The organism is Collinsella sp. AF29-7AC (assembly GCF_003475665.1).
In the GTDB taxonomy this organism is placed as follows: Bacteria; Actinomycetota; Coriobacteriia; order Coriobacteriales; family Coriobacteriaceae; genus Collinsella.
In genome coordinates this window covers 20,712-44,762 of the sequence record NZ_QRQX01000006.1, presented here as the reverse complement: position 1 = coordinate 44,762, position 24,051 = coordinate 20,712, and the positions used below count along the sequence as shown (strand labels likewise).

The 24,051-nt window shown below is 59.6% G+C and carries 26 protein-coding genes and 1 riboswitch; of the genes, 7 read left to right on the top strand and 19 right to left on the bottom strand.

Annotated elements, in window-relative coordinates; genetic code table 11:
* Positions 1 to 130: 130 nt before the first annotated feature.
* The gene (locus DWZ15_RS03865) at positions 131 to 1,528 is read left to right on the top strand and encodes an aminopeptidase (protein ID WP_117637537.1); all 1,398 of its coding nucleotides are present in this window, start codon (positions 131 to 133) and stop codon (positions 1,526 to 1,528) included.
* Between the two features lie 103 nt (positions 1,529 to 1,631).
* Complete coding sequence (locus DWZ15_RS03860) at positions 1,632 to 2,441, top strand: YaaA family protein (RefSeq protein WP_117798204.1); 810 nt, start codon at positions 1,632 to 1,634, stop codon at positions 2,439 to 2,441.
* A 40-nt stretch (positions 2,442 to 2,481) separates the two neighbouring features.
* On the opposite strand, the gene DWZ15_RS03855 is transcribed toward DWZ15_RS03860, so the two are convergent.
* Positions 2,482 to 2,997, bottom strand: coding sequence for a hypothetical protein (locus tag DWZ15_RS03855; protein ID WP_117637535.1), 516 nt, complete (start codon positions 2,995 to 2,997; stop codon positions 2,482 to 2,484).
* 63 nt (positions 2,998 to 3,060) lie between these two features.
* A riboswitch (TPP riboswitch) is annotated at positions 3,061 to 3,176 on the top strand.
* Between DWZ15_RS03855 and thiC the strand changes: the two genes are divergently transcribed.
* Together thiC and thiD are read left to right on the top strand one after the other, a co-directional pair.
* Complete coding sequence (thiC, locus tag DWZ15_RS03850; RefSeq protein WP_118449491.1) at positions 3,169 to 4,503, top strand: phosphomethylpyrimidine synthase ThiC; 1,335 nt, start codon at positions 3,169 to 3,171, stop codon at positions 4,501 to 4,503. It overlaps the preceding riboswitch by 8 nt.
* Before the next feature lie 178 nt (positions 4,504 to 4,681).
* A complete protein-coding gene (gene thiD, locus DWZ15_RS03845; protein ID WP_117757013.1) occupies positions 4,682 to 5,512 on the top strand; it encodes a bifunctional hydroxymethylpyrimidine kinase/phosphomethylpyrimidine kinase in 831 nt (276 codons plus the stop codon).
* Between the two features lie 145 nt (positions 5,513 to 5,657).
* Here the strand turns inward: thiD and DWZ15_RS03840 are convergent, their stop codons facing one another.
* The 5 genes from DWZ15_RS03840 to DWZ15_RS03820 all read right to left on the bottom strand — a co-directional run bounded on the left by DWZ15_RS03840 (position 5,658) and on the right by DWZ15_RS03820 (position 9,439).
* Complete coding sequence (locus DWZ15_RS03840) at positions 5,658 to 6,263, bottom strand: pentapeptide repeat-containing protein (protein ID WP_233544629.1); 606 nt, start codon at positions 6,261 to 6,263, stop codon at positions 5,658 to 5,660.
* Positions 6,264 to 6,348: 85 nt separating this feature from the next.
* Entirely contained in the window at positions 6,349 to 7,008 is a 660-nt protein-coding gene (locus DWZ15_RS03835; RefSeq protein WP_117584214.1) for an SGNH/GDSL hydrolase family protein, read from the bottom strand.
* A 78-nt stretch (positions 7,009 to 7,086) separates the two neighbouring features.
* On the bottom strand, positions 7,087 to 8,220 hold the full coding sequence (locus DWZ15_RS03830; protein WP_118449489.1) for a TIGR02452 family protein: 1,134 nt from the start codon (positions 8,218 to 8,220) through the stop codon (positions 7,087 to 7,089).
* 140 nt (positions 8,221 to 8,360) lie between these two features.
* Positions 8,361 to 9,056 carry a Bax inhibitor-1 family protein gene (locus tag DWZ15_RS03825; RefSeq protein WP_117854963.1) on the bottom strand — a complete coding sequence of 232 codons (696 nt, stop codon included), beginning with the start codon at positions 9,054 to 9,056 and terminating at the stop codon, positions 8,361 to 8,363.
* 80 nt (positions 9,057 to 9,136) lie between these two features.
* Positions 9,137 to 9,439 (bottom strand): hypothetical protein, encoded by a 303-nt coding sequence (locus tag DWZ15_RS03820; RefSeq protein ID WP_118065208.1) that lies wholly within the window; start codon positions 9,437 to 9,439, stop codon positions 9,137 to 9,139.
* A gap of 286 nt (positions 9,440 to 9,725) precedes the next feature.
* On the opposite strand from DWZ15_RS03820, the gene DWZ15_RS03815 reads away from it, so the two are divergent.
* From DWZ15_RS03815 to DWZ15_RS03805, 3 genes are all read left to right on the top strand, one after another.
* On the top strand, positions 9,726 to 10,775 hold the full coding sequence (locus DWZ15_RS03815) for an inorganic phosphate transporter (RefSeq protein WP_118449487.1): 1,050 nt from the start codon (positions 9,726 to 9,728) through the stop codon (positions 10,773 to 10,775).
* A 67-nt stretch (positions 10,776 to 10,842) separates the two neighbouring features.
* Complete coding sequence (locus DWZ15_RS03810) at positions 10,843 to 11,466, top strand: DUF47 domain-containing protein (RefSeq protein WP_055251695.1); 624 nt, start codon at positions 10,843 to 10,845, stop codon at positions 11,464 to 11,466.
* A gap of 283 nt (positions 11,467 to 11,749) precedes the next feature.
* On the top strand, positions 11,750 to 12,280 hold the full coding sequence (locus tag DWZ15_RS03805; protein ID WP_118449485.1) for a nitroreductase family protein: 531 nt from the start codon (positions 11,750 to 11,752) through the stop codon (positions 12,278 to 12,280).
* A 165-nt stretch (positions 12,281 to 12,445) separates the two neighbouring features.
* On the opposite strand, the gene DWZ15_RS03800 is transcribed toward DWZ15_RS03805, so the two are convergent.
* The 13 genes from DWZ15_RS03800 to murB all read right to left on the bottom strand — a co-directional run bounded on the left by DWZ15_RS03800 (position 12,446) and on the right by murB (position 24,050).
* Positions 12,446 to 13,120, bottom strand: a complete 675-nt coding sequence (locus DWZ15_RS03800) for a DivIVA domain-containing protein (protein WP_117854958.1) — start codon at positions 13,118 to 13,120, stop codon at positions 12,446 to 12,448.
* Between the two features lie 61 nt (positions 13,121 to 13,181).
* Positions 13,182 to 13,427, bottom strand: coding sequence for a YggT family protein (locus DWZ15_RS03795; protein ID WP_227790178.1), 246 nt, complete (start codon positions 13,425 to 13,427; stop codon positions 13,182 to 13,184).
* Positions 13,428 to 13,484: 57 nt separating this feature from the next.
* Positions 13,485 to 14,207, bottom strand: coding sequence for a cell division protein SepF (locus tag DWZ15_RS03790; protein WP_022094497.1), 723 nt, complete (start codon positions 14,205 to 14,207; stop codon positions 13,485 to 13,487).
* Between the two features lie 60 nt (positions 14,208 to 14,267).
* Positions 14,268 to 15,005 carry a YggS family pyridoxal phosphate-dependent enzyme gene (locus DWZ15_RS03785; RefSeq protein ID WP_118449483.1) on the bottom strand — a complete coding sequence of 246 codons (738 nt, stop codon included), beginning with the start codon at positions 15,003 to 15,005 and terminating at the stop codon, positions 14,268 to 14,270.
* Between the two features lie 119 nt (positions 15,006 to 15,124).
* Positions 15,125 to 15,982, bottom strand: a complete 858-nt coding sequence (locus tag DWZ15_RS03780) for a PhoU domain-containing protein (protein ID WP_117564647.1) — start codon at positions 15,980 to 15,982, stop codon at positions 15,125 to 15,127.
* Between the two features lie 92 nt (positions 15,983 to 16,074).
* On the bottom strand, positions 16,075 to 16,878 hold the full coding sequence (pstB, locus tag DWZ15_RS03775; protein ID WP_035137966.1) for a phosphate ABC transporter ATP-binding protein PstB: 804 nt from the start codon (positions 16,876 to 16,878) through the stop codon (positions 16,075 to 16,077).
* A gap of 12 nt (positions 16,879 to 16,890) precedes the next feature.
* The gene (pstA, locus tag DWZ15_RS03770; protein ID WP_055251684.1) at positions 16,891 to 17,796 is read right to left on the bottom strand and encodes a phosphate ABC transporter permease PstA; all 906 of its coding nucleotides are present in this window, start codon (positions 17,794 to 17,796) and stop codon (positions 16,891 to 16,893) included.
* A 3-nt stretch (positions 17,797 to 17,799) separates the two neighbouring features.
* A complete protein-coding gene (pstC, locus tag DWZ15_RS03765) occupies positions 17,800 to 18,726 on the bottom strand; it encodes a phosphate ABC transporter permease subunit PstC (RefSeq protein ID WP_117736389.1) in 927 nt (308 codons plus the stop codon).
* Between the two features lies 1 nt (position 18,727).
* Positions 18,728 to 19,564 (bottom strand): phosphate ABC transporter substrate-binding protein, encoded by an 837-nt coding sequence (locus tag DWZ15_RS03760; protein WP_089571586.1) that lies wholly within the window; start codon positions 19,562 to 19,564, stop codon positions 18,728 to 18,730.
* Positions 19,561 to 20,361, bottom strand: coding sequence for a polyphenol oxidase family protein (locus DWZ15_RS03755; protein ID WP_089571585.1), 801 nt, complete (start codon positions 20,359 to 20,361; stop codon positions 19,561 to 19,563). The genes DWZ15_RS03760 and DWZ15_RS03755 overlap by 4 nt, the downstream gene beginning before the upstream one ends.
* 210 nt (positions 20,362 to 20,571) lie before the next feature.
* Entirely contained in the window at positions 20,572 to 21,726 is a 1,155-nt protein-coding gene (ftsZ, locus tag DWZ15_RS03750; RefSeq protein ID WP_055251674.1) for a cell division protein FtsZ, read from the bottom strand.
* Positions 21,727 to 21,925: 199 nt separating this feature from the next.
* Positions 21,926 to 22,945 carry a cell division protein FtsQ/DivIB gene (locus DWZ15_RS03745; RefSeq protein WP_233544628.1) on the bottom strand — a complete coding sequence of 340 codons (1,020 nt, stop codon included), beginning with the start codon at positions 22,943 to 22,945 and terminating at the stop codon, positions 21,926 to 21,928.
* 193 nt (positions 22,946 to 23,138) lie between these two features.
* Positions 23,139 to 24,050 carry a UDP-N-acetylmuramate dehydrogenase gene (gene murB / locus DWZ15_RS03740; RefSeq protein WP_117564655.1) on the bottom strand — a complete coding sequence of 304 codons (912 nt, stop codon included), beginning with the start codon at positions 24,048 to 24,050 and terminating at the stop codon, positions 23,139 to 23,141.
* Between the last annotated feature and the right edge of the window lies 1 nt (position 24,051).

The following is a 24,051-nucleotide window of genomic DNA, read 5'->3' as shown; positions in this document are numbered from 1 at the left end:
CACACCAGTTTACACGCTCCCCGCCCCGCGGCCACCGCACATCAGGCTTCCCTGCCGCCGCGGGCCCGCGCGTGATACGATGGCTCACGGTACATCAACCAGCACGATCGATCCGAAAGGAGCCTGCGTCATGGAGCGTCCCAGCGCATGGAAAAAGTACACGCCACAGCAGATCGAGGAGCTCGAGGAGCTTTGCCGCGGCTATAAGCAGTTTTTGAGTGAGAACAAGACCGAGCGCCTGTGCGTCAAGGCCGGTATCAAGATGGCCGAGGAGGCGGGCTACGTCAATCTGGAGACCGTGATCGCCGAGGGCCGCGCGCTCAAGGCCGGCGACAAGGTGTACGCCGCCAACCACGGCAAGGACCTCATGCTCGTCAACCTGGGCACCGCCCCGCTCGAGCAGGGCTTTAACATCCTGGGCGCCCACGTGGACTCGCCGCGCCTGGACCTCAAGCAGAACCCCGCCTTCGAGGCCGGCGACATGGCTTATCTCGACACGCACTACTATGGCGGCGTCAAGAGCTACCACTGGGTGGCCTCCCCGCTCGCGCTTGTGGGCGTCATCTGCAAAAAGGACGGCACCACCGTCGACATCAACATCGGCGACAAGGCCGACGACCCGGTCTTTACCATCTCCGACCTGCTGATCCACCTCTCGAGTGAGCAGATGGCCAAGCCCGCCAAGGACGCCGTCGACGCCGAGATCCTCGACGTGATCGTGGGCGGCCGCCCCGTCAAGTTTGACGAGGACGACAAGGACGCTCCCAAGGAGCCCGTCAAGCAGATGTTCCTGGATATCCTCAAGGAGCAGTACGACGTCGAGGAGGAGGACTTCCTCTCCGCCGAGATCGAGGTCGTGCCCTCCGGCCCCGCCCGTGACATGGGCCTCGACCGCTCCATGATTCTGGGCTATGGCCACGACGACCGTGTCTGCGCCTATCCGTCCATGCTCGCCCAGATCAACGTCGCCAACGTGGAGCGCACGAGCATCACACTCATCGTCGACAAGGAGGAGATCGGTTCCGTGGGTGCCACCGGCATGACGAGCCGCTTCTTCGAGAACACCGTCGCCGAGATCATGACGCTCGCCGGCGAGGATAGCCCGCTGGCCCTGCGCCGCGCGCTCGCCCGCAGCCGCATGCTCTCCTCCGACGTGTCCGCCGGCTTCGACCCGGGCTACGCCGGCAAGTTCGAAACCAAGAACGCAGCCTTTATGGGTCGCGGCCTGTGCTTTAACAAGTACACGGGCAGCCGCGGCAAGGGCGGCTCTAACGACGCCGACGCCGAGTATGTGGCCCTCATCCGCGACATCATGGACGAGGCCGGCGTGGACTTCCAGACCTGCGAGCTCGGTCGCGTCAACGCGGGCGGCGGCGGCACCATCGCATACATCATGGCTAAGTACGGCATGAACGTCATCGACTCTGGCGTTGCCGTCCTGTCCATGCACGCCCTGTGGGAGGTCGCCAACAAGGCCGATATCTACGAGGCCTATCGCGGCTACAAGGCCTTCATCGAGCGCGCGTAACCAACCCTTCATCAGTTGCGGTGAAATACAGACTAACCTGGCCCATAAACGGCCAAAACAGACCGTATTCCACCGCAACTTCCTTTTTGGCAGAGGAGAGTCCATGCTGCAGGTCGTCATTTCGCCCGCCAAGCAGATGCGCGCGGCCCAAGATGCTTTTGAAGTCCTGGGCATCCCACCCTTTGCGCGCGAGACGGCTCGCCTCCACCGCGCACTGCTAGATATCGAGCGGAATGAAGGCAGCGACAGCCTGCAGGCGCTATGGAACGTGAGTGACAAACTGCTGGGGCCTTGCCTCAACACCCTGCATGAGTTCGGGCCCATCCTGAAAAACGGCGATCTCGACAATCCCGCACTCGCCTGTCACCTCTCCCCTGCCGTCATGTCCTACCACGGCATTCAATACCAGAGCATGGCGCCCGAGGTGATGGATTCCGCGCAGCTCGCATGGCTGCAAAGCCACCTGTGGATCCTCTCTGGCCTCTACGGGTGCGTTCGCCCCTTTCATGCCGTGGAACCATATCGGCTGGAAATGGGCGCGAAGCTCGCCGTTGACGATGCCCCAGACCTCTACGCGTTTTGGAGCGACAAGCTCGCGCGGGCTATCGCCCCGGCAGGCTCAAACACCACGATCGTCAACCTCGCCAGCGTAGAGTACGCCAAAGCCGTTCTGCCCCATCTCGCGGGCGACGCCACGGTCGTCACGTGCCTCTTTGGCGAAGGCATCCGCAACGGCAAGCCCATCCAGCGCTCGACCGCCAGCAAAAAGGCACGTGGTTCCATGGTGCGCTGGATGGCAGAAAACAAGCTCGAGGATGTAAGCGGGCTCACCGCGTTTGACGTTGGTTATCGTCACTTTCCCGAGCTTTCAAATAAGAACACTTTGGTCTTCCTGAACGAACAGACCTTGTAGGACCACCGCTACTTTTGAATGTGCTGCCCAGGCACGGCGTCTATTCCGCCAAGCCGTCGGCTTTGGCAACTTCGTTTGTCGAGCCGTCCTGATAGGTAATCTTGACATGCTCCACCTCGGACACCGCAACACCCGTCGGGGGCTCCAAGCGCCATTCCGTCAGCGCGATATCCATAGTCGTAGGCACGTCGCCCTGATTCTTGAGCTTCACCGTCAGCGTTTTGAGCGCCGCATCATACGTCACGCGTTCGATTTCCTCACCAGGAATAGACCCACCGCTCAGCTGAAGCTGGACAAATCCATCGCGCGAATACCAATAGTCGCCCGGCGCGGCAACGGTATTGCCGCCCGTAACCTTCACTGTCATGATCGGCAGGGCATCGTCGGCCTCGAACTCCCATGCAGCGCCGCCGTGACCGCCAAACGTCCAGATACAAAAGGCAATCACCAGCACGGCAAGCACCGCAAAACCGATCGCGACAAGGCCATGGTGCGCACGGCTTTCCTCGGCCGATACATCCCATTGCGTCTCTCGATATAGATGCTTGTCTTCCATGTTCGCCTCCCCACAGGCACGCTCGTTAGGCCAATCGTACCCATTCGAGCTATACTTGAGCCCATTACATAAACGGGGAGCTTGCAGGACAGGACGGCAGGCTGAGACTGGGCGCGCCCGCCCTGACCCGCAAACCTGATATGGGTAATGCCAACGAAGGGAGCCGTGCCAATGAGCACACAGACCGAGCCCAAGCTCGTCACGCAAATCGACTTCGCCCGCGCCGGGCAGATCACGCCGCAGATGAAGGAAGTCGCCGAGCGCGAGCATCGCGACCCCGAGTACATCCGCGAGCGCGTGGCCGACGGCCGCATCGCCATTCCCGCCAACATCGTGCACATCAAAAAAGGCATGCGCGCCTTTGGTATCGGCGAGGGCCTGTCTACTAAGGTCAACGTCAACCTGGGCATCTCGGGCGATAAAGCCGATGCCGCCGAGGAATGGAAGAAGGTCAAGATCGCCGAGGACTTTGGCGCCGACGCCATCATGGACCTTTCCAACTCGGGCAAGACGCGCCAGTTCCGCCAGCAGCTCATCGACGAGACGCCGCTCATGGTGGGCACCGTCCCCATGTACGACGCCATCGGCTACATGGAAAAGCCGCTGGTCAAGCTTACCAAGGATGACCTGTTCGAGGTCGTGCGCGCGCACGCCGAGGACGGCGTGGACTTTATGACCATCCACTGCGGCATCAACAAGTCGGTCACCAAGACCTTTAAGGAGACCGGCCGCTTGATGAACATCGTGAGCCGCGGCGGCTCGCTGCTGTTTGGCTGGATGGAGGTCACCGGCAACGAAAACCCCTTCTACGAGTACTTTGACGAGCTGCTCGAGATCTGCCACGAGTACGACGTGACGATTTCGCTCGGCGACTCCTGCCGCCCGGGCTGCCTCTACGACTCCAACGACGCCACCGAGACCGCCGAGATGATCGAGCTGGGCAAGCTGTGCAAGCGCGCTTGGGCCGCCGGCGTCCAAGTCATGGTCGAGGGCCCGGGTCACATGGCGCTCGACGAGATCGCCGCCAACATGAAACTGCAGAAGCGCCTGTGCCACAACGCCCCGTTCTATGTGCTCGGGCCGCTGGTGACCGATATCGGCGTGGGTTACGACCACATCACCGCCGCCATCGGCGGCGCTATCTCCGCCAGCTCCGGCGCCGACTTCCTGTGCTACGTGACGCCGGCCGAGCACTTGTGCCTGCCCAACGCCCAAGACGTGCTCGATGGCCTCATGGCCACTAAGATTGCCGCGCACGCCGCCGATATCGCCAAGAAGGTGCCGCACGCCCGCGACATGGACGACAAGATGGGCCAGGCACGCCGCAAGCTCGACTGGGACTCCATGTGGAAGTGCGCGCTCGACCCGGTCACCGGCAAGAAGCGCTACGAGGAGTCCCCCGCCGCCACCGAGGGCACCTGCACCATGTGTGGCAAGATGTGCGCCGTCCGCACCGTCAACAAGGTGTTCGAGGGTACGACGATCGATCTCGGCATGGAGGACTAACTCGTCACCGGAGCCACAATCAGTAACATGGTGTTCGTCAATTGTTGACGTGTGAACATTTGCTCACATTTGCGTAAAGATTGCATCGCCCGCCCGGGTTCGACATAGAGTCGGCCCGGGCATCTTTATAATGCTGGCTTAAAGACCCATTTGATTCCGACCGAACAAGGGAGCAAACATGGATCGCAGTAAGGTACCTGCCGTCCTGTCCATCGCAGGATCCGATTCCAGCGGTGGCGCCGGCATTCAGGCCGACATCAAGACCATCACGGCGCACCGTCTGTATGCCGAGACGGCCATCACCGCCATCACCGCACAAAACACGCTCGGTGTCACCGCCGTGCAGAATATCTCCCCTGATATCGTCGCTGCGCAGATCGACGCCGTATTTGACGATATCCGCCCAAGCGCCGTCAAGATCGGCATGGTTTCCTCTGCCGAGATTATCGAGGTTATCGCCGACCGCCTGAGCGCCTGGAACGCGACAAACGTGGTAGTCGACCCCGTCATGGTAGCCACCTCGGGCGCACGGCTGATTGCCGAAGATGCCGCCGAGGCGCTCACCCGCCGCCTGTTCCCGCTGGCGACGGTTATCACGCCCAATATTCCCGAGGCCATGGCCCTGCTCGACTACGAGGTCGACTCCGAGCGCACGCAGCAAAATGCTGCCATGCTCCTCGCCCGCCGCTTTGGCTGCGCATCCCTCGTTAAGGGTGGGCATCTTGTCAACGAGGCCAACGATGTATTGGCCGAACCCGCGCCACTCGATGACGAGGGCAACCATCTGGGCGATCCGCTCACCACGTGGTTCCGCCACAAGCGCATCGAGACCGACAACACACACGGCACCGGCTGCACGCTTTCGTCCGCCATCGCCTGCGCGCTGGCTCAGGGCATGGATCTTGCCGACGCCGTCAACGCCGGCAAGGCCTACCTAACGGGCGCTCTCGCCGCCGGCTTTGACATGGGCAAAGGCTCTGGCCCCGTCAACCACATGTGGCAGTACTAAATAGCCAGTAACCTGCCAAAAAGAGACAGGCTACCTTGCACCAAAAACCGTCGCAACATTCGATGAAAATCGTGCAAACGCGAAATATCATTAAATGTTGCGACGGTTTGATTTTAGATAGCGGTCGAGCAAAGGACCAGAGCGCCTATTCGTCGGCGAGTTGAATTCCCAACAAACCCGAGAGTGCCAGCGCCTGCTCGGCATTGACCGTCAAGCCACGCAACTCATGGTAATCGCCCGAAACAACGGGCGCTGCAAATGTACAGCGCGACACATCAACGCCGGAAAGCGACGTCTTGAACACATCAACACGCGTCAGGTCACAGCCATCCAGGCGTATCTGACCCAGCTTGGCACCCTGAAACGCAGCCTCTCTCAGACGTGTATCGCATGCTGTCATAGGGCCAATGCGTCCCTCCGAAAGGTTCGCATAGCTCAAATCGCACGATCCAAACGACACGCTCGACAGGCGCGCCTTGAGCAAGTTGAGTCCCGGTGCCGAGCAGTCAACGAAGTCGCAGCGGCTGAGCCAGCAGCCTTCCATGTTGCAGCGGATAAAGCGACAACCGCGAAACACCACGTCGCGAAACGTCGAGCCGCTCCAGTCAACGCTATCGAACTCGCAAGATCGGAACACAACGCCATCGAAGGTCGCGCCGTTCGCCACGTCGTAGGCAAGATCCAAATCCTCAAAAGCGGTATTGGAGACGAGCTCATCGCCCTCGGCAAAGAGGTCGATGAGCTCGTCCATGCCCATATGGCAGCCAATCCGTTCGTTTACCCGGGCAAAACCACCACAAAGGTGCCTGTCCCCTTTGCGGTGGCTTGGGGTCGCGCTACTCACCGAGCATCTCTTGGAGCTTGGCTGCCACGGCATGTCCCAAGCTCTCGTGGCTTTCGGGCATCATATGCAGATAGTCGATATCGCCCGGCTCGGCAAACTCGGCGGCATTCAAAAAGTCGCAGCCAAACTGCTCGGCCACGTGCGCATAGTACTCGCCAAAATGTTCAGATGCCTCGACGGAACGCTCGTCAAAATCGGTCATATATACATCGGCGATCTGCGGCTTGATCTTGATAGGAGCCATCAGCAGGATGCGCGGGCAAGGCGCAGCGTCGGTCCACGGAAACGCGCGGACGGCGCGAATCAGCGCCATGGCGCCACGGGCGATATCGGAAGCTGTCACGTTAAAGACCGTCTTACAGTCGTTGGTACCCAGCATGATCACAATGGCGTCCAGCGGCTTATGAGCCTCGAGCAGCATCGGAAGCGCGCGAATGCCGTTGAGGTTAGTGTCCAGATGGCACATGTCGTCGCGTACCGTCGTGCGGCCGTTGAGGCCTTCTTCAATTACATGCCAGCCCTCGCCTAAGTCACGTTGGACCACGCCACACCAGCGCACATCCTGCGCATAGCGCACCGCGGTACCGTCGCGCATGCCCGCCGGATCGTAACCATAGGTGTTGCTGTCACCAAAGCACAGAACGTTTTTCATCGTAAGCTCCCCACTCAATAAAAAGCCGACAGGAGCAGCCTCTCCCGTCGGCTCGGTATATCGCATCACGAGCACCGTTTACAGGTACTTGCGCCAGTCGTCGCCATCCTCGTCATCCTCGGCAGCGGCCTGAGCCTGCTCGGCGGCACGGGCGGCTGCGGCGCGGGCGGCAACCTGAGCATAGGACTCCTCGTTTCGCTCGGGGAAGTTTGCCAGCACGTGCTCGAATTTGGCGAAGTCCTCGTCCCAGCGCGTAGAGGGCACGGCAAAGAAGACCTGCTTGACCTTGAAGTCGCCCGATGCGAGCTCCTTGCGGAAGAGCTCGGCCACGGCCTCGGCATCAAAGCCGTTGTTGTCGCTGCCCCATGCGCCCAGCACGAGCTTCTCGCGACCCAACTCGTCGCAGATGGCGAGCACAAAGCGGATGCGGTCGCGCAGGGCATCCAGCAGAGCATCGTCGCTCACGCGATACTCCTGGCGGGCGCGCTTAACGTTGGGCGCGGCGGCCACGATCACGTCGGCGTATGCATGCACGTGGTTGCGGTCGAAGCGCACCGCAGGCACCACTAGGGCACGGTTACGATAGAGCTCACAGTTGATGTTGCGGCGACGGTTCTCACCGTACCATTTACGCTGCTTATCGAGGACGTTGTACAGATACGAATCGGCGCACAGCGTGGCCTCCTGGCCCAGATAACCCTGAATATATCCACCGCCCGGATTGGTAAACGAGGCAAAGGCGAGCACGGCCATGTCGCAGAACTGCGCATAGCCGCGACCGTTATCGAGGATTGCCTGCGTGGCGGAGGCATCAAGCACAGTGACCTCGGGCAGGACCGGAGCGGGCTCCTCAGCAGGCGCGGACTCAACTTCGGCGATTTCCTCGGCAGGCTCCTCGACGGGCTCGGGCGCCGCCTCGGTCTCGGGCGCTGCCTCGACCTCGGTAGTCTCCGCGTTCTCGACGTCCTCGGCGACCTGCTCTTCGGGGGCCACAGCAGTCTGAACCTTGGCCTTCATCGCCGCGACAAAGCCGGTGGGCATGCCGTCAAACTCGCGAACACCGGCAAGCGAACGCTCGATATCCTTGGCGCAGGCCTCGGACACAGTCATCACATGGCGCTCGGCGGCCTTGGCACGGGCCTCGCGCTTGGGATTGGGCTGACCCGCTCGGTTGGACCTGTGGTTACGGTTCCTGTTGTCGACGTCTGCCATAAGTGGTCACCTTTCCTGTCGCTGCCGCTATCGGCTTTTCTCATCCATGATACCCCGCCGCGCACAAAAAAGACGGCCCCGAAGGACCGCCTTTCGCATCGTTTTACCGTGTCCGGCAGGAAGCATCGCAATGCCGCGCTTTAATCGCGACGGCCGAGGATGTTCAGAATGCGCAAGAACACGTTGATGATGTCCACGAACAGGTTGGATGCCATGAGCACGGCGTTGGGCAGCGTGGGCGGCACCGTCGTGGCAACATAGGTGTCGTAACCGATGAAGCCGGCGAACACCACGATCACGATCAGGTCGGTGATGGACTGCGAAACGCCCATGAACATCAGCACGATCTCGACCAGAATCGTGGCAAACAGGATGCCAAAACCAATGCCATACACACGCTGGAAGAACTTGGGGAAGGTCACGCCCAGCGCACCAAAGACAAAGGTGATGGCGGCCGTGGCGATAAAGGCGGTGTTAATGGTAGGCAGGTCGTAGTTGGCAAGACCAAACGACGCCGTCAGGCCAAAGGTGCTCGCAAAGACCACGTAGCCCACGAGTGACAGGCCCACGGACTGTTTGCTGGCAGCAGCCGACATCATGACCATGCCGACGATGGTCAAAATAAATGAGCCAAAGACCAGCGGCAAAGCGGCGCCGCTCATCATCATGCGCGCAAACGACATGGTGCTCGTAAAGTAAGCACCGGCGCCCATGGCGCAAAAGCCCAAAAAGATGAGAGCAGACATGACAAGGTTGTACGCGCGCGGCGACATCTCCTTGGCACGGCTTGCGCCGGTCTCGATGGGGCCATTCTGATAGCCCTGGATATCGTTCATACTTTCGTCCTTTCAAAAAGCACCGCGACGGCGCCGTAGCTGACAAGTTTCCTGCCATTGTACCCGAACGCCACGCGTTCTTACCTGCGGCGCTCGCTCTCGAGTGTTCGGTCGAACGCCCACACCCACCAACGCATCAGATGAGTCTGCGAGCCATCCGGTCGCTCGCGTGCCTGTTCTTCCAGATACAGTTCGGTCGCATGTCCGCCAAAACGAACCTTATAAGTCGCCGTACGAATGCCGTGAACCGTCAGGCCAAAACCGGTGGACGAGACAATCTCGTCAATCGTAAAGCAACGACCGTCGACCCAGCAGACGGTGACCGGCACGACCTGTCCGCCCGCGAGGATGCGAGCCACGACGTCCACATACTGCTTGTGCACGCGCCGAGTTTTGCCATCTGTCTGTCGATATTCCATGTCTCCTATTATCGAACGCATGTTTGCATATTGTAAAGCGAACAGACTGTGGTTTTGGGGTGTTGGGGCGCGCGCATGTGTCCGCATGGCGTGTTAGCAAAAAGAACACCCGCGGTCAACAGGGATAATATTCAATTTTAGTGCCAAAAAATTCACTGCTCCCATCAGAACTCGGTAAAGAAACCCGCAGGAGGTGATACGATTTATCATGTTTCTGTAACGTGCCTGCAAACTTCGAGAAAGCCCATATATGGACGTAACGTTCTCAACCTTCCTCGGCCAACTTGTGTCGAACCCAGTCCTTGCCGTCACCGTGATCCTCGCGCTCGGCGCCATCTTCGTCAATGGATGGACCGACGCACCCAACGCCATCGCGACCTGCGTCACTACGCGTTGCATGCCCGCCCGCGCCGCCATTCTCATGAGTGCCGCATTCAACTTCCTCGGCGTGCTCATCATGACGCACTTTAACGCGAGCGTCGCCAACACCATCTCCCATATTGTCGACTTTGGCGGAAACAGTACCATGGCGCTCGCCTGCCTGTGCGCGGCGCTGTTCTCCATCGTCGTCTACGGCGCCACAGCGTCGCGTTTTGGCATCCCCACCTCGCAAAGCCACAGCCTTATCGCCGGCCTGACCGGTGCCGCCATCGCCCTCGGCGGTGCGAGCAGCGTCAACGTCCACGATTGGATGAAGGTCATCTACGGCCTGGCGCTCTCCATCGGCCTGGGCTTTGTCATGGGCTGGGTCCTGTGCAAGCTCGTCTCGATTCTTTTCGCCGCCGCCAACAGGCGACGTGCCAATGTCTTCTTTAAATACGCTCAGATCGCGAGCGCTGCGGCCATGAGCTTTATGCACGGCGCGCAGGATGGACAGAAGTTCATCGGCGTGCTCTTTTTAGGCGTGGCCTTTGCCAGCGGCCAGACGAGCGTCGGCGATGCCGGCATCCCCATCTGGATTATGCTGCTATGCTCGGCCACCATGGGCATCGGCACCAGCGTGGGCGGCGAGCGCATCATCAAGTCCGTTGGCCAGAGCATGGTCAAGCTCGAAAAGTACCAGGGCTTCTCCGCCGACCTGGCGGGCGCCGCGAACCTGCTGCTTGCCACCCTTACCGGCATCCCCGTGTCCTCCACGCACATCAAGACCTGCGCCATCATGGGCGTCGGCGCCGTCAAGCGCCTTTCGGCCATCAACTTCGGCGTCGTCAAGGACATGATGTTCACCTGGTTCTTCACCTTCCCCGCCTGCGGACTCATCAGCTTTGTCATGGCCAAGCTGTTCATGATGTTCATCTAGTCAAAACGAGCGTCCATCCGGACCGCAAAACTTCGCCCACCCGTCTTCGCCTCGAAAGGACCCACTCATGGCAAAGAAACCCGATTCGTTCTACTTTGACAACTACGTCGCCTGCGCCGACCTTGCCGTCCAGGCCGCCGAGCTGCTTACCAAGATTTTCGAGAACTTCGATCCCGCGAAGATTCACGATATGCTCGACAAGATGCACGCGATCGAGCATGCGGCCGACAAGAAGCACCATGAGCTTGAGGACGCCCTGCTCACGGCCTTTATCACCCCGCTTGAGCGCGAGGACCTGGATCTGATGAGCTGCTCGCTCGACACCGTGCTCGACCGTATCGAGGGCGTCGTGCAGCGCGTCTACTTCACCAACATCCAGAGCATCCATCCCGACGCCATCGTCATCGCCCACAAGGTGACCGACGCTTGCCGCGCCATGAAGGACCTGATGGTCGAGCTGCCTAACTACCGCAAGTCCAAGACGCTGCGCGAGCTCGTCATCCAGATCAACACCATCGAGTCCGAGGCCGACGAGCTCTATATCAACGCCATGCGTAACCTGCACGTTAACGGCAAGGACCCGCTCGAGGTCATCGCTTGGCGTGACGTGTACGCCTTCCTGGAGTACTGCGCCGACTGCTGCGAGAATGTGGCCGATGTCGTGGATTCGATTGTCATGAAGAACAGTTAATTGGGGGTACGTGTCCCGGCGGCGAAGGGCCGGCCACGGTTTGCTTTCTCACTCCGGCTGCTTTGCAGAGTCGTTCGAAAGTAAACCGTGGCCGGCCCTTCGCCTTACGTACCACCATTGGGAACTTTGGCTGATAGATTTAGCGCGATGGGGGTTTGGCTGAAGGGACCTATGGTACCCGTTCGGACACTTTGGCCCTTGATGAGCGTTTGGCTGATTGCTGTTTTGGGTACTGTTTGGGTTACTTTGGGTTTGTTTGATTTATAATTGTTGGAGGGCTTGCATGTCGTATTTGGATCTGGCTCGGGGTCGTTATTCTTGTCGCGAGTTTGAGGATCGTTCTGTTGAGCAGGCTGTGGTGGATGCCATTGTTGAGGCTGGGCGTATTGCTCCTTCTGCTTGTAATAATCATCCAGCCCGTGTGATGGTGCTGGATACGCCTGAGCTGTTGGAGAAGGCTGCTGCTTGTCAGCCTCGGTTTGCTCGTGATGGGTCTATCTTTGGAGCTCCGCTTGTCTTCCTTATTTGCAGCGTTACCGATGATGCTTGGGTACGCCCGTATGACCAGATGAATTCCAGTGAAATCGATACGTCCATCGTGTGCGACCAGATGATGATGGAGGCCACCGAGCAGGGCCTGGGAACGTGCTGGGTATGCCATTTTAAGCCTGAGGTGGCACAGGAGCAGTTCAATCTGCCCAAGGGCGTCTATCCCTATCACATGCTCGTCTGTGGCTATCCCGCCGACCACATCGCCGATCCCGAGCATCGCGAGGCCCGCACTATTCCCCTCTCCAACTTCCTCCTCAAGTAGTTTTTAGACATACCTTAAAATCTACCTTTTACCACGCGCCCTTCGCCGAGTTCTGTCCTATCGCATGCAGAGCTCGGCGTTTTGTTTCCCAACCCGTATACAGCCACAAAAAAGGAGCCCGCAGGTGCGAGCTCCTCTTAAGGACACTAGATTGTAGCTCTGATGCTAGTCCAGGTCGTCGGCAGCAAAGTTGTCGATCGGGGCAAAGGGATCGGCCACGGGGACAACCGGGTCAGCGACGGGCAGCGGCTCGGCGGGAACAGTCACCGCAGGAGAAGCGGCAGAACCGACCGGCGTGGAGGCCATGAGGTCGCCCGGGAAGGAGTTCTGGGCATCGTCCATGAAGTGCTGGATGAGCTTGAGATACTCGGCCTTGAACTCCTCACGGGAAGCCTTGAGACGATCGATCTCCTCGAGCTCGGCCTGCTTTTCGGTCAGAGCCTGGCGGATAACCTCGCGGGCCTTGGCGTCAGCCTCGTTGCGGATACGCTCAGCATTCTCGTTGGCATCGTTGACGATGGTCTCAGCGGTCTGCTGGGCAGCGATCAGGGCAGCGGAAATCTGGCGCTCCTGAGCGGAGAAGTCAGGGGCGGGAGCAGCCACGGGGGCGGCAGGAACGGCTTGGGCGGTGGCATCCTGAGCCTGGGCAAGCTGAGCCTGCGCATCGGCAAGCTGCTGCTCGGTAGCAGTCAGACGACCCTTAAGGTCGACGATCTTAGCGAGCATAGCGTCAACCTCGGAGGACAGTGTCTCCAAGAAGACGTCGACCTCGGCAGGATCGTAGCCACGCTTGGCCTCAGAGAAAGTCTGAGCCTGGATGTCTGCAGGGGTAATAGCCATAACAAGTCTCCTTTTTCATCGCCTCGGCGCTACACGCCCGACGTAAGTTACTAAGTCAGTTCTACACGAGTATACCTATAAGAAGCTGCAGAACCAGCCTCTGCACCAACTGTAACGCAATAATCGCAACGACCGGCGAAAAATCGATACCGCCCATCGGCGGGATGAAACGACGGAACAGGTTGAGCCACGGACCGCACACGCTATCAAGCACCGCGGCAATATCCTGAAGCAAACCACCCTGCTTCATGGGAATCCACGTCATAAAGCAGTAGACGACAATGAGCGTGGAATAGAAGTTGAACAGCGTGTTGACCAGCTGGACGATAGTGTAGATGTTGATGGGAATCTCCTCGTCTTGTCTTTACTTAAGGTAGCCGTCGGCACGAAGCTTCTTGAGATCGGAATCTTTGACCTCGCAACCGGCGGGCAGCACCATGAACACGCGGTCGCCTACCTCCTTGACCGTGGCGCCCAGACCGCAGGCAAAGCCGTAAGAGAAGTCCAAGACGCGCTTGGCAACTTCGGTGCGTACGCCCACAAAAATCAGTGCGACAGGCTGCTTGGTGCGAACGCGGCGTACCACGGTCTCTACGTCGTCATAGCTCTCGGGGCGCAGGACATAGGCCGGCAGCTGCGGCGTGGCGTTGATGATATTGCTCGCATAGGCCGAGGCATCGCTCGGCGCAGGCGCGGGCGCAGCGGCGGCACGGGCGCGGGTGTTCTCGGCGTAGCTCGACGGCGTGTCATAGGCACCAGGACGATAACCGCTCGCAACGCTGTCCTGCGAGCGCGAAGGCGGGTTATACGTCGTGGCATGGCGGGAGTCATCGCCGACCAGCTGACCGGAGCGCGTATACACGGCAACCGACTCAGCTTCACCACGGCGCGTCTGACCAAGCAGGCCGTTGCTCGGCTCGTCTTGGGTGTAGAAGCCCTCGCCCGAAGCACCGCTGTAGCCGTTGCCCTGATAACCATCGTCATAGCCGTCATCGTAGCCGTAGTCGTCGTCCTGGCCATAACCCTGGTCGTAACCCTGCTGGCCGCCCAGGTGCATCTTATTTTTAATCTCGTCAAGGAAGCCCATGGTTGTGTCCTCTCGCGGTTTAGTGCAGGCGCCCCGATAATCAGTGCGCACTTCAGAGCCTTATTTTACTGCAAACTCCGGGCTAAATACTACCCTGCCCAGGCGAACGAGCGTAGAGCCCTCCTCAAGGGCAGGCTCAAAGTCCTCGCTCATGCCGCAGGAAAGCTCAGGCAGGTTCAAATCGGGATGCGCCGCCTCCAGCTCATCCCTCAGCTCACGAAGCCCCGCAAAGGTGCGGCGTGCCACATCCTTATTCCCCCGGGGCGCCATAGTCATAAGCCCCTGCACGCAAATTCCCTCAAGCTCCGCAAGCTCACCCGCGGCGGCGCGAATCTCATCGGGCGAAAAGCCTCCCTTCGACTCCTCACCACTCACATTGACCTCAATGAGCACACGCTGGAGGACGGCGAGCTCGCCTGCCTCAATCTTGCGGACAGCACGGCTCGAGATCGCCTGTGCCAGATGCAGCGAACCCACCGAGTGAATCAGCTCGGCTGAGCCCAGCACCGCATTGATCTTATTGGTCTGCAGGTTGCCGATCATATCGAAGCGCACCTCGGGCAGCTCCGGATGCTCCGCCAGACCCGTGAGCTTGCGAACCAGCTCCTGCGGGCGGTTCTCGGCAAAATGGCGATACCCCGCCTGGATGGCGGCAACGGTCTCATCGACACCAACGGTCTTGGACACGGCAATGAGGCGCGCGGCGTCGTGGGGGCGGCCCGCGCGATCGAGCGCCGCATAAAAACGTTCCAGAATCTGCTCGCGGCGAGCGCGCATCAAGTCCAAATAGTTATCCATTGCTAATCGCCTCCGCTGACAGCCAAACAAGTAGTCCCATGCTAACGCAAGAGCGCGGTCCCGCATGTGCAAGGCCGCGCTCACTTAGGTATTTACAATCTTTCGACGAACGGGGTCACTTACTCCTCGTCGTCCTCGCCATCGTCCTCGTCCTCAAGATGATCGAGCAGGTAGCGAAGACCCTCGCTGACCTCGTTGGCGGGCACCTTGGCAACGTAGCGCGCGTCGACGGCGGGCCTCATGATAACACCCTCGCCCGAAGGCACGCGCATGCTCTCGAGCTCATCCTCGTCCACACGGGCGATATCGCCGGCAGTCATGCGCTGTCCGGTCAAAAGGAAGGTCAGACGGCAGGCGGCATCGATAGAGATCGAGGCAATGCGATCCAAGTAGCGCGAAACCATGATGGCGCGGCGCAGGTCGTCGTAGTTGCTGTCATCGTCCATAAAGTCGCCCGTATCCATACGGTTAAAGGTGCGGAAGAACTTCTCGTATGCCGCATGCACCGGCTCGTCCTCGACGGCCAGGTTGCAAATGATGGACATGTCGTTGGTGACGAGCGCAGAAAGCGACGAGCCTAGCACCTGGTACACGGCCTCAGCCTCGGCCTCGACCGTGCCGACAAGCTCCTGGGGCAGCGAGATGTCGGCCTTGATCATATGACGCGTGGCACGGCAGATCTGACGGACCTTATCGGTCATGCGCTGCAGGTTAAAGTCGACGTAGATGATCGTCTGAAGCAGGCGGAAGTCGGAAGCAACCGGTGACTGCGTGGCGATCAGGTTGTAGCAGACGGCCTCCAGGTTGGCGCAGCGCGCGTCAATCGAAAGCGTGCGCTTCTTGGTCTTGGTGGCGAGCTTGCGGTCGTCGGTCACATAGGCCTTCACGGCATCGTGGAGGGCCAGATCGACGGCCTCATAGATGCTCAGCATCTCGTGACGGGCCTCGACGAGCTGACGGGAAAACAGTTTGCGCATGGTTCACTCCAATCAGTTGGGTGCGGTCATGCCGCCCGCACAGTGAATACGCACCGGACTAGGTCCGATCGGCTTGGGACTAGTCGCACCGATCAGCCAAAGCGGCCGGTGATATAGTCTTCCGTCCGCGAGTCCACCGGGCTGGTGAAGATCGCGTCGGTTTGACCATACTCGATGAGCGTGGCGGGCTCGCCGGCAACTTCCTGCAAGAAGAATGCGGTGTAGTCGCTGATACGAGCTGCCTGCTGCATTGAATGCGTGACGATGATGATCGTCATCTCGGGCGCCAGCTCGGCCATCAGATCCTCGACCTTAGAGACGGACGTGGGGTCGATGGCGGAGCAGGGCTCGTCCATCAGGAGAACATCGGGTTGCACCGCAAGCACGCGCGCGATGCACAGACGCTGCTGCTGACCGCCCGAGAGCGCCAAACCATCCTTGTTGAGCTGATTGGATACCTCTTTCCAGAGGTTGGCGCGCTTGAGCGATTCTTCCACGATGTCATCGAGGTCGCTTTTGCTAGTCACGCCCTGCAGACGAGGGCCAAAGGCGACATTCTCGTAGATGGATTTGGGAAACGGGTTGGGCTGCTGAAAAATCATGCCCACGCGGCGACGGAGGTCGACCGGGTCGACGCCCTCGGCATAGATATCGTTGCCGTCGAGCGTCATGGTGCCCTCGACGCGCGTGCCCTCGATCAGGTCATTCATGCGGTTGATGCAGCGCAAAAACGTCGACTTACCGCAGCCCGAAGGGCCAATGAAGGAGGTGATAGCGTTTTTAGCGATGTTGAGGTCGAGCCCCGTCAGCGCATGAAAGTCACCGTACCAAAAGTTGAAATCCTTGGCCGTAATGGCCGCTTGCTCCGGCGTGGGAGCGGACTGATAAACGGACATGGGACTCCTTAACTAGCGACGCTTGCGCGACAGGAAGCGCGCAAACAGGTTGAAGGCCAGAATGATCACCATCAGCAAGAGCGCGGTGCCGTAGGCTGCGTTCATGTTGATGCCGTCGTTGGCAAGCAGGTACAGGTGAACGGTCATGGGGCGGCCGGAATCGAGCGGCGAGATAGGTAGATTGATGGCCTGGCCCATGGTGTAGAGCACCACGGCGGTCTCGCCAATGGCACGGCCGATGGCAAGGACAATGCCCGTGGCAATACGGCCAAAGGCAGAAGGAAGCACGATCTTGGAGACAACCTGCCACTTGGTGGCGCCCAGGCCGTACGCGCCCCAACGGATATAGCGCGGGACGGCGCGAATGGCCTCTTCGGTGGTGCGCATGACGATGGGAAGCATCAAGAGCGCGAGCGCCAGAGCGGCCGAGACCATCGAAAGGCCCAGGCCCATGGCCTCGACAAACAAGGCGTAGCCAAACAGGCCCATAACGATGGAGGGCACCGAGGCCAAAGCGTCAGCAGCGTAGCGAATGAGCTCGACGATCTTGCCCTGCTTGGCGTACTCGGCCAGATAGACGGCTGCCAGCACAGCGATCGGCGTGCAGATAAGCATGGCGAGCGCCGTCACATAGACGGTCGAGACGATCGTGGGCCAAATACCGCCCTCGGCGTTGACGCCCTGGGGCCAACCGAAGATAAAGTCGAGCGAGATGTGTGGCAGGCCGTTGATGACCACGTAGGCGATGATAGCGACCAGCACCAGCGTGGTGATGTATGCCGCGGCACGGAACACGCCAAGCATGATCTTGTTGGACAGGTCCTTGTTGATGCGGCCCTTCTTGCCGTGGGAAAGGGCACGCTTGATGCGCTCGCGCGACGAGGTCGTATCGACCGTCGTGTCAACGGAATCGGACATAGCCTACCCCCTCTTCTTCTTGGAAACCAGGCGGACGATGCCCACCAGCGTGGCGGAAATGATAAACAGGACCACGCCCATGCCGAACAGCGCCGAGCGATGCAGACCCGAGGAATAGCTCATGTCGAGCGCAATCTGGCTCGTGAGCGTCGAGATGGGGCTCGCAATGCTGTCGGGAATAACCGGGGCGTTACCCACGACCATGAGCACGGCCATGGTCTCGCCGATGGCACGGCCCATACCCAGCACGATCGCATCCACGATACCCAGCTTGGCGGCAGGTAGCACGACCTTATAGATGGTCTGCCACTTAGTAGCACCCATGGCATACGATGCCTCGCGAATACCCATGGGAATGGAATTGAGGGCATCGATGGTAAGCGTCGTGATGGTAGGGACGATCATGATGGCAAGCACGAACCACGCCGTCAGCGCACCAAAACCAAGACCACCGGTCAGTTGCGCGATAAACGGACGGATGATGATCATGCCAAAGAAGCCATAGATGATAGAAGGGATGCCGGCCAACAGGTCAACGGCAGGGCTGATGAGCTTGCGCACGCGCTTGCTGGCGATCTCGACCAGATACACGGCCGTGCCCACGCCTAGGGGCACACCCATGGCGAGCGCACCGACGGTCACCAGACCCGAGCCGGCAAGCAGCGACACGATGCCGTAGTGGCCCTCAGAGGGCGCCCACGTAAAGCTAAAGAAGTCCGCCAGACCGATGTCGGTAAAGACGGGCAGCGCCGAGTACGTGGTAAAGACAAAAATCAGGATGACGGTAACAACCGCCAAGAACGCGCAGGCAAAGAAAATCCACTGCAGCGCCTTCTCCTTGATATAGGTGCTGCGCGATACGAGCGCCAGCTCGCGCTTCTTGGGCGCCTGAGCATTCTGCTCAGTCTGGGAGTTTTCCTGTGCTTCCATGCTACTCACTCCCCTTCTCGTCGTTGGTGACGGGAATAAAGCCCGCCTCGCGAATCTGCTTGTCCATCTTTTCGGACGTCACGTAGTCGATGTAATCCTGCGCCTGCTGCGAAGGCGCACCCTTCACAAAGAAGTAAAGGTCGCGCGAGATGGGATAGCCGCCACTCGCGACCGTCTTCTCGGACGCCTCAACATGATTGACCGAGACGGCCTTGACCGAGGTCTTGGCGTTGAGGCTATCGACGAAGCCCAGCGAAATGTAGCCGATAGCCCCGCGCGAACGAGATACCACGTCGCGCACCTGGCCCGTGCCCGAAAGAACGGCGGAGCGGCGATCGAACGGGGTGCCGTCCATCACGATGGTGCGGAAGGCTTCACGCGTGCCAGACGCCTCATCTCGGTTGATAACCTGAATCTTCAGGTCCTCGCCACCGACTTCTTTCCAGTTGGTGATCTTGCCGGCATAGATATCGCGGAGCTGCTCGGTCGAGAGGTTATCGACGGGGTTGTCTTCGTTCACGATGACCGCGATACCGTCGTGGGCAATGACGATGGGAGTCAGGCCCAGATCCTGTTCGTCGGCATTGAGTCCACGGGAGGAGCTGGCGATATCGGCCGTGCCAGCGCTGACGGCTTCGATGCCAGCGGAAGAGCCCAAACCGGAAACGAGCACGTCGATGCCGGTCTCCTCCTTAAAGCCCTCTGCCGCAATTTCGGCGATAGGAAGGCAGGTCGTGGAGCCGGCCACGGTAATGGAAGAGGTAGAAGATCCCGAAGAACAGGCGCACAGCGTAAGCGTAAGCACAGCGGCGCTCAGGACCGATACGATCTTTCTCATAGCATCACGCCGATCGCAGCATGGCGCCCACAGGTGCCGTCCTCGTTACGGTAGGAATAAAAGCGGTCGTTCTGACGCACAGTCGAAAGCTGGGTATCCACGATATTATCCGCGTCCACACCGGCATCTACCAGCGCCTCACAAATGGCAGCGGAAAGATCGAGCATGCGAGAGGCGCTCGCATCGATGCAAGAGAACTCGACGGCAAAGCGATCCATGAGTTCCTGGGATACCTCATATTCGTCAGCCAAGATATGGGGGCCGATATAGGCGGAAACGTCGCTCGCATCGCAGCCGGCAGCATCGCAAAGCGCCTGGCACGCCTTGGCAGAAATACGTGCAATCGTGCCCTTCCAACCGGAGTGCACCACGGCAAATCCGCCAGGGGCCACCAGCACCACGGGAACGCAGTCGGCAAAGCAGAGCAGCACGGGCACGTCATGGGCCGTACAGACGATGGCATCGCAGCCCTCGGCAATCTGCTCGCGAACAGCCTCAAGATCGTCGGCGCCGTTCGAAGTCACCGTAACGATATGGTCACCATGTACCTGATTGGGCACGAGCAGATTATGCTCGCACTCAGTGGCGCCCATAGCTTCGAGCGCTCGACGACGATTTTCTTGAACAGCAAAGGGGTCATCGCCTACATGCGAGCCCAGGTTGAGCGAGGAGTACGCATCTTCAGAAACGCCACCGGTGCGCTCGGTAAAGGCAAAACGGACATCGGATGTCGCGCCCTCCACCAACGTAACTCCATCATGGTCGACACGCGAAACGTTGTCCGCACGTGCTGCCATACTAAAGCCTCCTAATAACACAAGTACCGCGGCGTCGCCGCGCAGTCCGCGTTTATACGGCTGTCATACTTCCTTAAAAGGATACCCGCAGCGGTAGGGACCAAACGTAAAGGGAACGTAAGGAGATTGGAGGCTTTCGTTTACAAACGAGAAACAAAACGGGGTGCATCCAAATGGACACACCCCGTGCAGGTCGTTGAGAAAAACGAACTAGAAGCTGCCGCGCTTCAGGAAGTCGGGAAGCTCGAACTGGTCGTTGCCAAAGTTGGGCAGCTCGGTACCACCGACGTTGCGGGTCGGAGCGGCCTGAGCCGGGCTGGCAGCCGGAGCGGTGCGCTGCGGCTCAGCGGAGGCAGCGGCCTTGCTCTGAGACTGCTGAGCAGCAAAGAGCTCGTCCTGACGGTTGACGTTGGAATCGGAGAAGCCCGTAGCGATGACGGTGATACGCACCTGATCGCCCAGGGACTCGTCGACAACGGTACCGAAGATGATGTTCGCCTCGGGGTCGACGGCGTTGGCGACAACGTCGGCGGCGTCGCTGATCTCCTGGATGCCCAGGTCCTTGGAACCGGCGATGGAGAGCAGCACGCGCGTGGCACCATCGATGGAGCTCTCGAGCAGCGGGCTGGAGATGGCCTGCTGGGCAGCGTCGACGGCACGAGTATCCCCAGAAGAGGTACCGATACCCATCATGGCGGTACCGGCCTGCTTCATGATGGTCTTAACATCGGCGAAGTCCAGGTTGATGATACCGGGGACGGTGATGAGGTCGGTGATGCCCTGGGTGCCCTGGGAAAGGACGCCATCGGCAATCGCGAAGGCCTCGAGCATGGTGGTCTTCTTCTCGGCGATGTCGAGCAGCTTATCGTTAGGAATGACGATCATGGTGTCGACGCAATCGGAGAGGGTCTTGATGCCCTCCTCGGCGCTCTTCTTACGCTTGCGGCCCTCGAAGGTGAAGGGCTTGGTCACGACGGCGACGGTCAGTGCGCCGACCTCGTTCATCGCGATATCGGCAACGATGGGAGCAGCGCCGGTACCGGTGCCGCCGCCCTCGCCGCAGGTGATAAACACCATGTCGGCGCCAGCAAGCGCCTCGGCAATGTCGTCGCGGGACTCATCGGCAGCCTTGCGGCCAACCTCGGGATTGGCGCCGGCGCCCAGGCCGCGGGTAAGGTCGGTGCCGATGTGCACCTTGATATCGGCATCAGAGATCGCGAGTGCCTGAGCATCGGTGTTGATGGCAACAAACTCGACGCCGCGGATGCCCTCTTCGATCATTCGATTGACCGCGTTGGTACCGCCGCCGCCGACGCCGACCACCTTAATGACGGCAAGGTAGTTGTTGATCTCTGTCTCGTGCATGTCGGTCCTCCGAACAAAGGTTATAGCCATAGCATGGGTCGACCCCTGCGCACATTAACCTTCAGGTTGAAAGTAAATGCAAAGGTAAACCGTATTATGTTTGCACATTATGAACGTATCAGTCAAATAATTGACCGTGAAAACCAAACAAACCAGATAAACGGCGTGGTATGGCCCCTCAACAAAGCATCAACCAGCGCTACGAGGTCGGAGCATTCCTAAATGTGTAGTTGCCCGGAGAGCGCACATTGATATACGTTACGCCCTCTACCTGCGAAAGCAACTTGGTGACTACGCGTTCCTTCTTGGCGATATCGTCCGAATCGCCCAGCGACACCTCAATGCCGTTATTGAGGTTTGCCGAGATGGCTTCGACCGAAGGCGTGGAAATATCCTTGACTTGTCCCAAGAACTCGCTCGAAAAACCACGCACATAATCCAGGCCGGCCTTAACGGCTTTGGAGTTAACCGCCTGGCCGGAAACCGGAGCGACATCCGCCGAGACATCAGTCAACAACACCGCGCCATAATGCTTGGCGAGCGCCAGCGCGGCATCGATTCCGGTCAAGGTATTTGAGCCCTGCCCTGTCGTGATGACGTTGCCCTGGTCGTCCACTTCGACCGACGTCGACAGCGGGGCGATCCAGGTGTCATCGTCTCCGATAGCCCAGGCAAGGTCGTCGGAGCTGATATACGCAATGGCGATAACTTTACGCTCCGTCGGCGTGATGATAAGCGTATGGGGAAACTGGCGCTGGACATCCACGCCCGAAACCCACGGGTTCTGCTTGAGATCCTCGGTAATCTGGTCGGGATCGACGTTAAAAAGCGACGTTCCCTCGGGCAAGTCGATCAGCTGGATAGCATCGTGCTTCGTCACATGCTCGCTGCCTTGAATCTGAATATCAGTGGCAGTAAACAATCCAGAGTTGATCACCACGATGGCAACGACGACGAGCACGGCCAAGACGGCCAGAACGCCGCCCACGATTTTGCCTTTGCCTGTAACGACAGAAGCGGCGTCTGATGTTTTATTTGCCATCGCTCCAAGTGAAGATAACGGGTTGAAACCTTTTTTACTCGAAGGCTTCTTGGCGGTAGCCGGCACCGATGTCAGCGAGCGCGGTTTCGATGCGCCCAGCGTGCGACCTGGACGCGCCGCTTTAGTTCCCGTCGAGGGCTTGGGAGCTGCCATGGGACGGGCAGGCTTGGCGCCCATAACAGGCTTTGACGTCACCGAGGGACGCGAGGACTTTTTTGCGGCTGGACGATTACCGAGCTGCGAGCCGACGACCGGACGACTGGTCTGTCGAGCATGCCCGACAGACTTAGAGTGCGCGACGGTATTGCGTTGAGGTTTGGCAGGCGCGCCGGAACGCCCTCCGGCGCGGCGGAAGGTGGGTTTCGATGCTCTAGAAGCCGAGGAATTTAACTTCCGGTCTGAGCTCGATGCCATACGCCTCCCTCACCTTTCCGTGCACATGTCTGATAACCGCGGCAACGTCATCGGCCGAGGCAGTTCCGTTATTAACGATAAAATTAGCGTGAACGGGCGAAACTTCCGCGCCGCCAATTGAAAAACCCTTTAATCCACAATCCTCGATAAGCTTGCCCACACTCGCATCGGGCGGGTTGCGAAAGACAGACCCGCAGGATGCGCGACCCATGGGCTGCGTACGCTTGCGCCTTGTAAGGTACCGCTCCATGCGCTCGCGAATGTCGGCCTTGGGCGCCGGTTTAAGCTTGAACACGCACTCGAGGATGATCTCATTGCGGGGAAGGCTACATTCGCGGTAGCCCCAAGTGATCTCGGACCCCGCATAATGCTTGATACCGGATGCCGGGTCAAACGTTACGACATCCTCAACCAGCGAGCCAATCCACTCGGTCCGTGTGCCGGCATTCATAGATATCGCACCGCCGACCGAACCAGGAATGCCAACGGCAAACTCAAGGCCCGAGAGGCTACGCGACAGGGCATCGTTGACCAGGCGCGCAAACATCACGCCCGCACCGACCGTCAGCGTACAACCGTCATCGGCAACAACCGTGCGCTGAAACTCACGTCCGAGCGAAATGACGGCACCGCGATAACCGCCATCGGCAACCAGCAGATTGGAGCCCTTGCCGATGATGACCCACGGCACCTGCTCGCGATCGAGCACCGCCACGGCGCGGCGGAGGGCATGATAGCTATGGCACGTCACAAAGAGGTCGGCCTTGCCGCCGATACGATAGCTCGTATGACGCGCAAGGCGCTCGTCCTCGATCACATCCGTGTCGATCATGCCCGAGAGCGCCATGACGGCGTTAAACAGACCCATT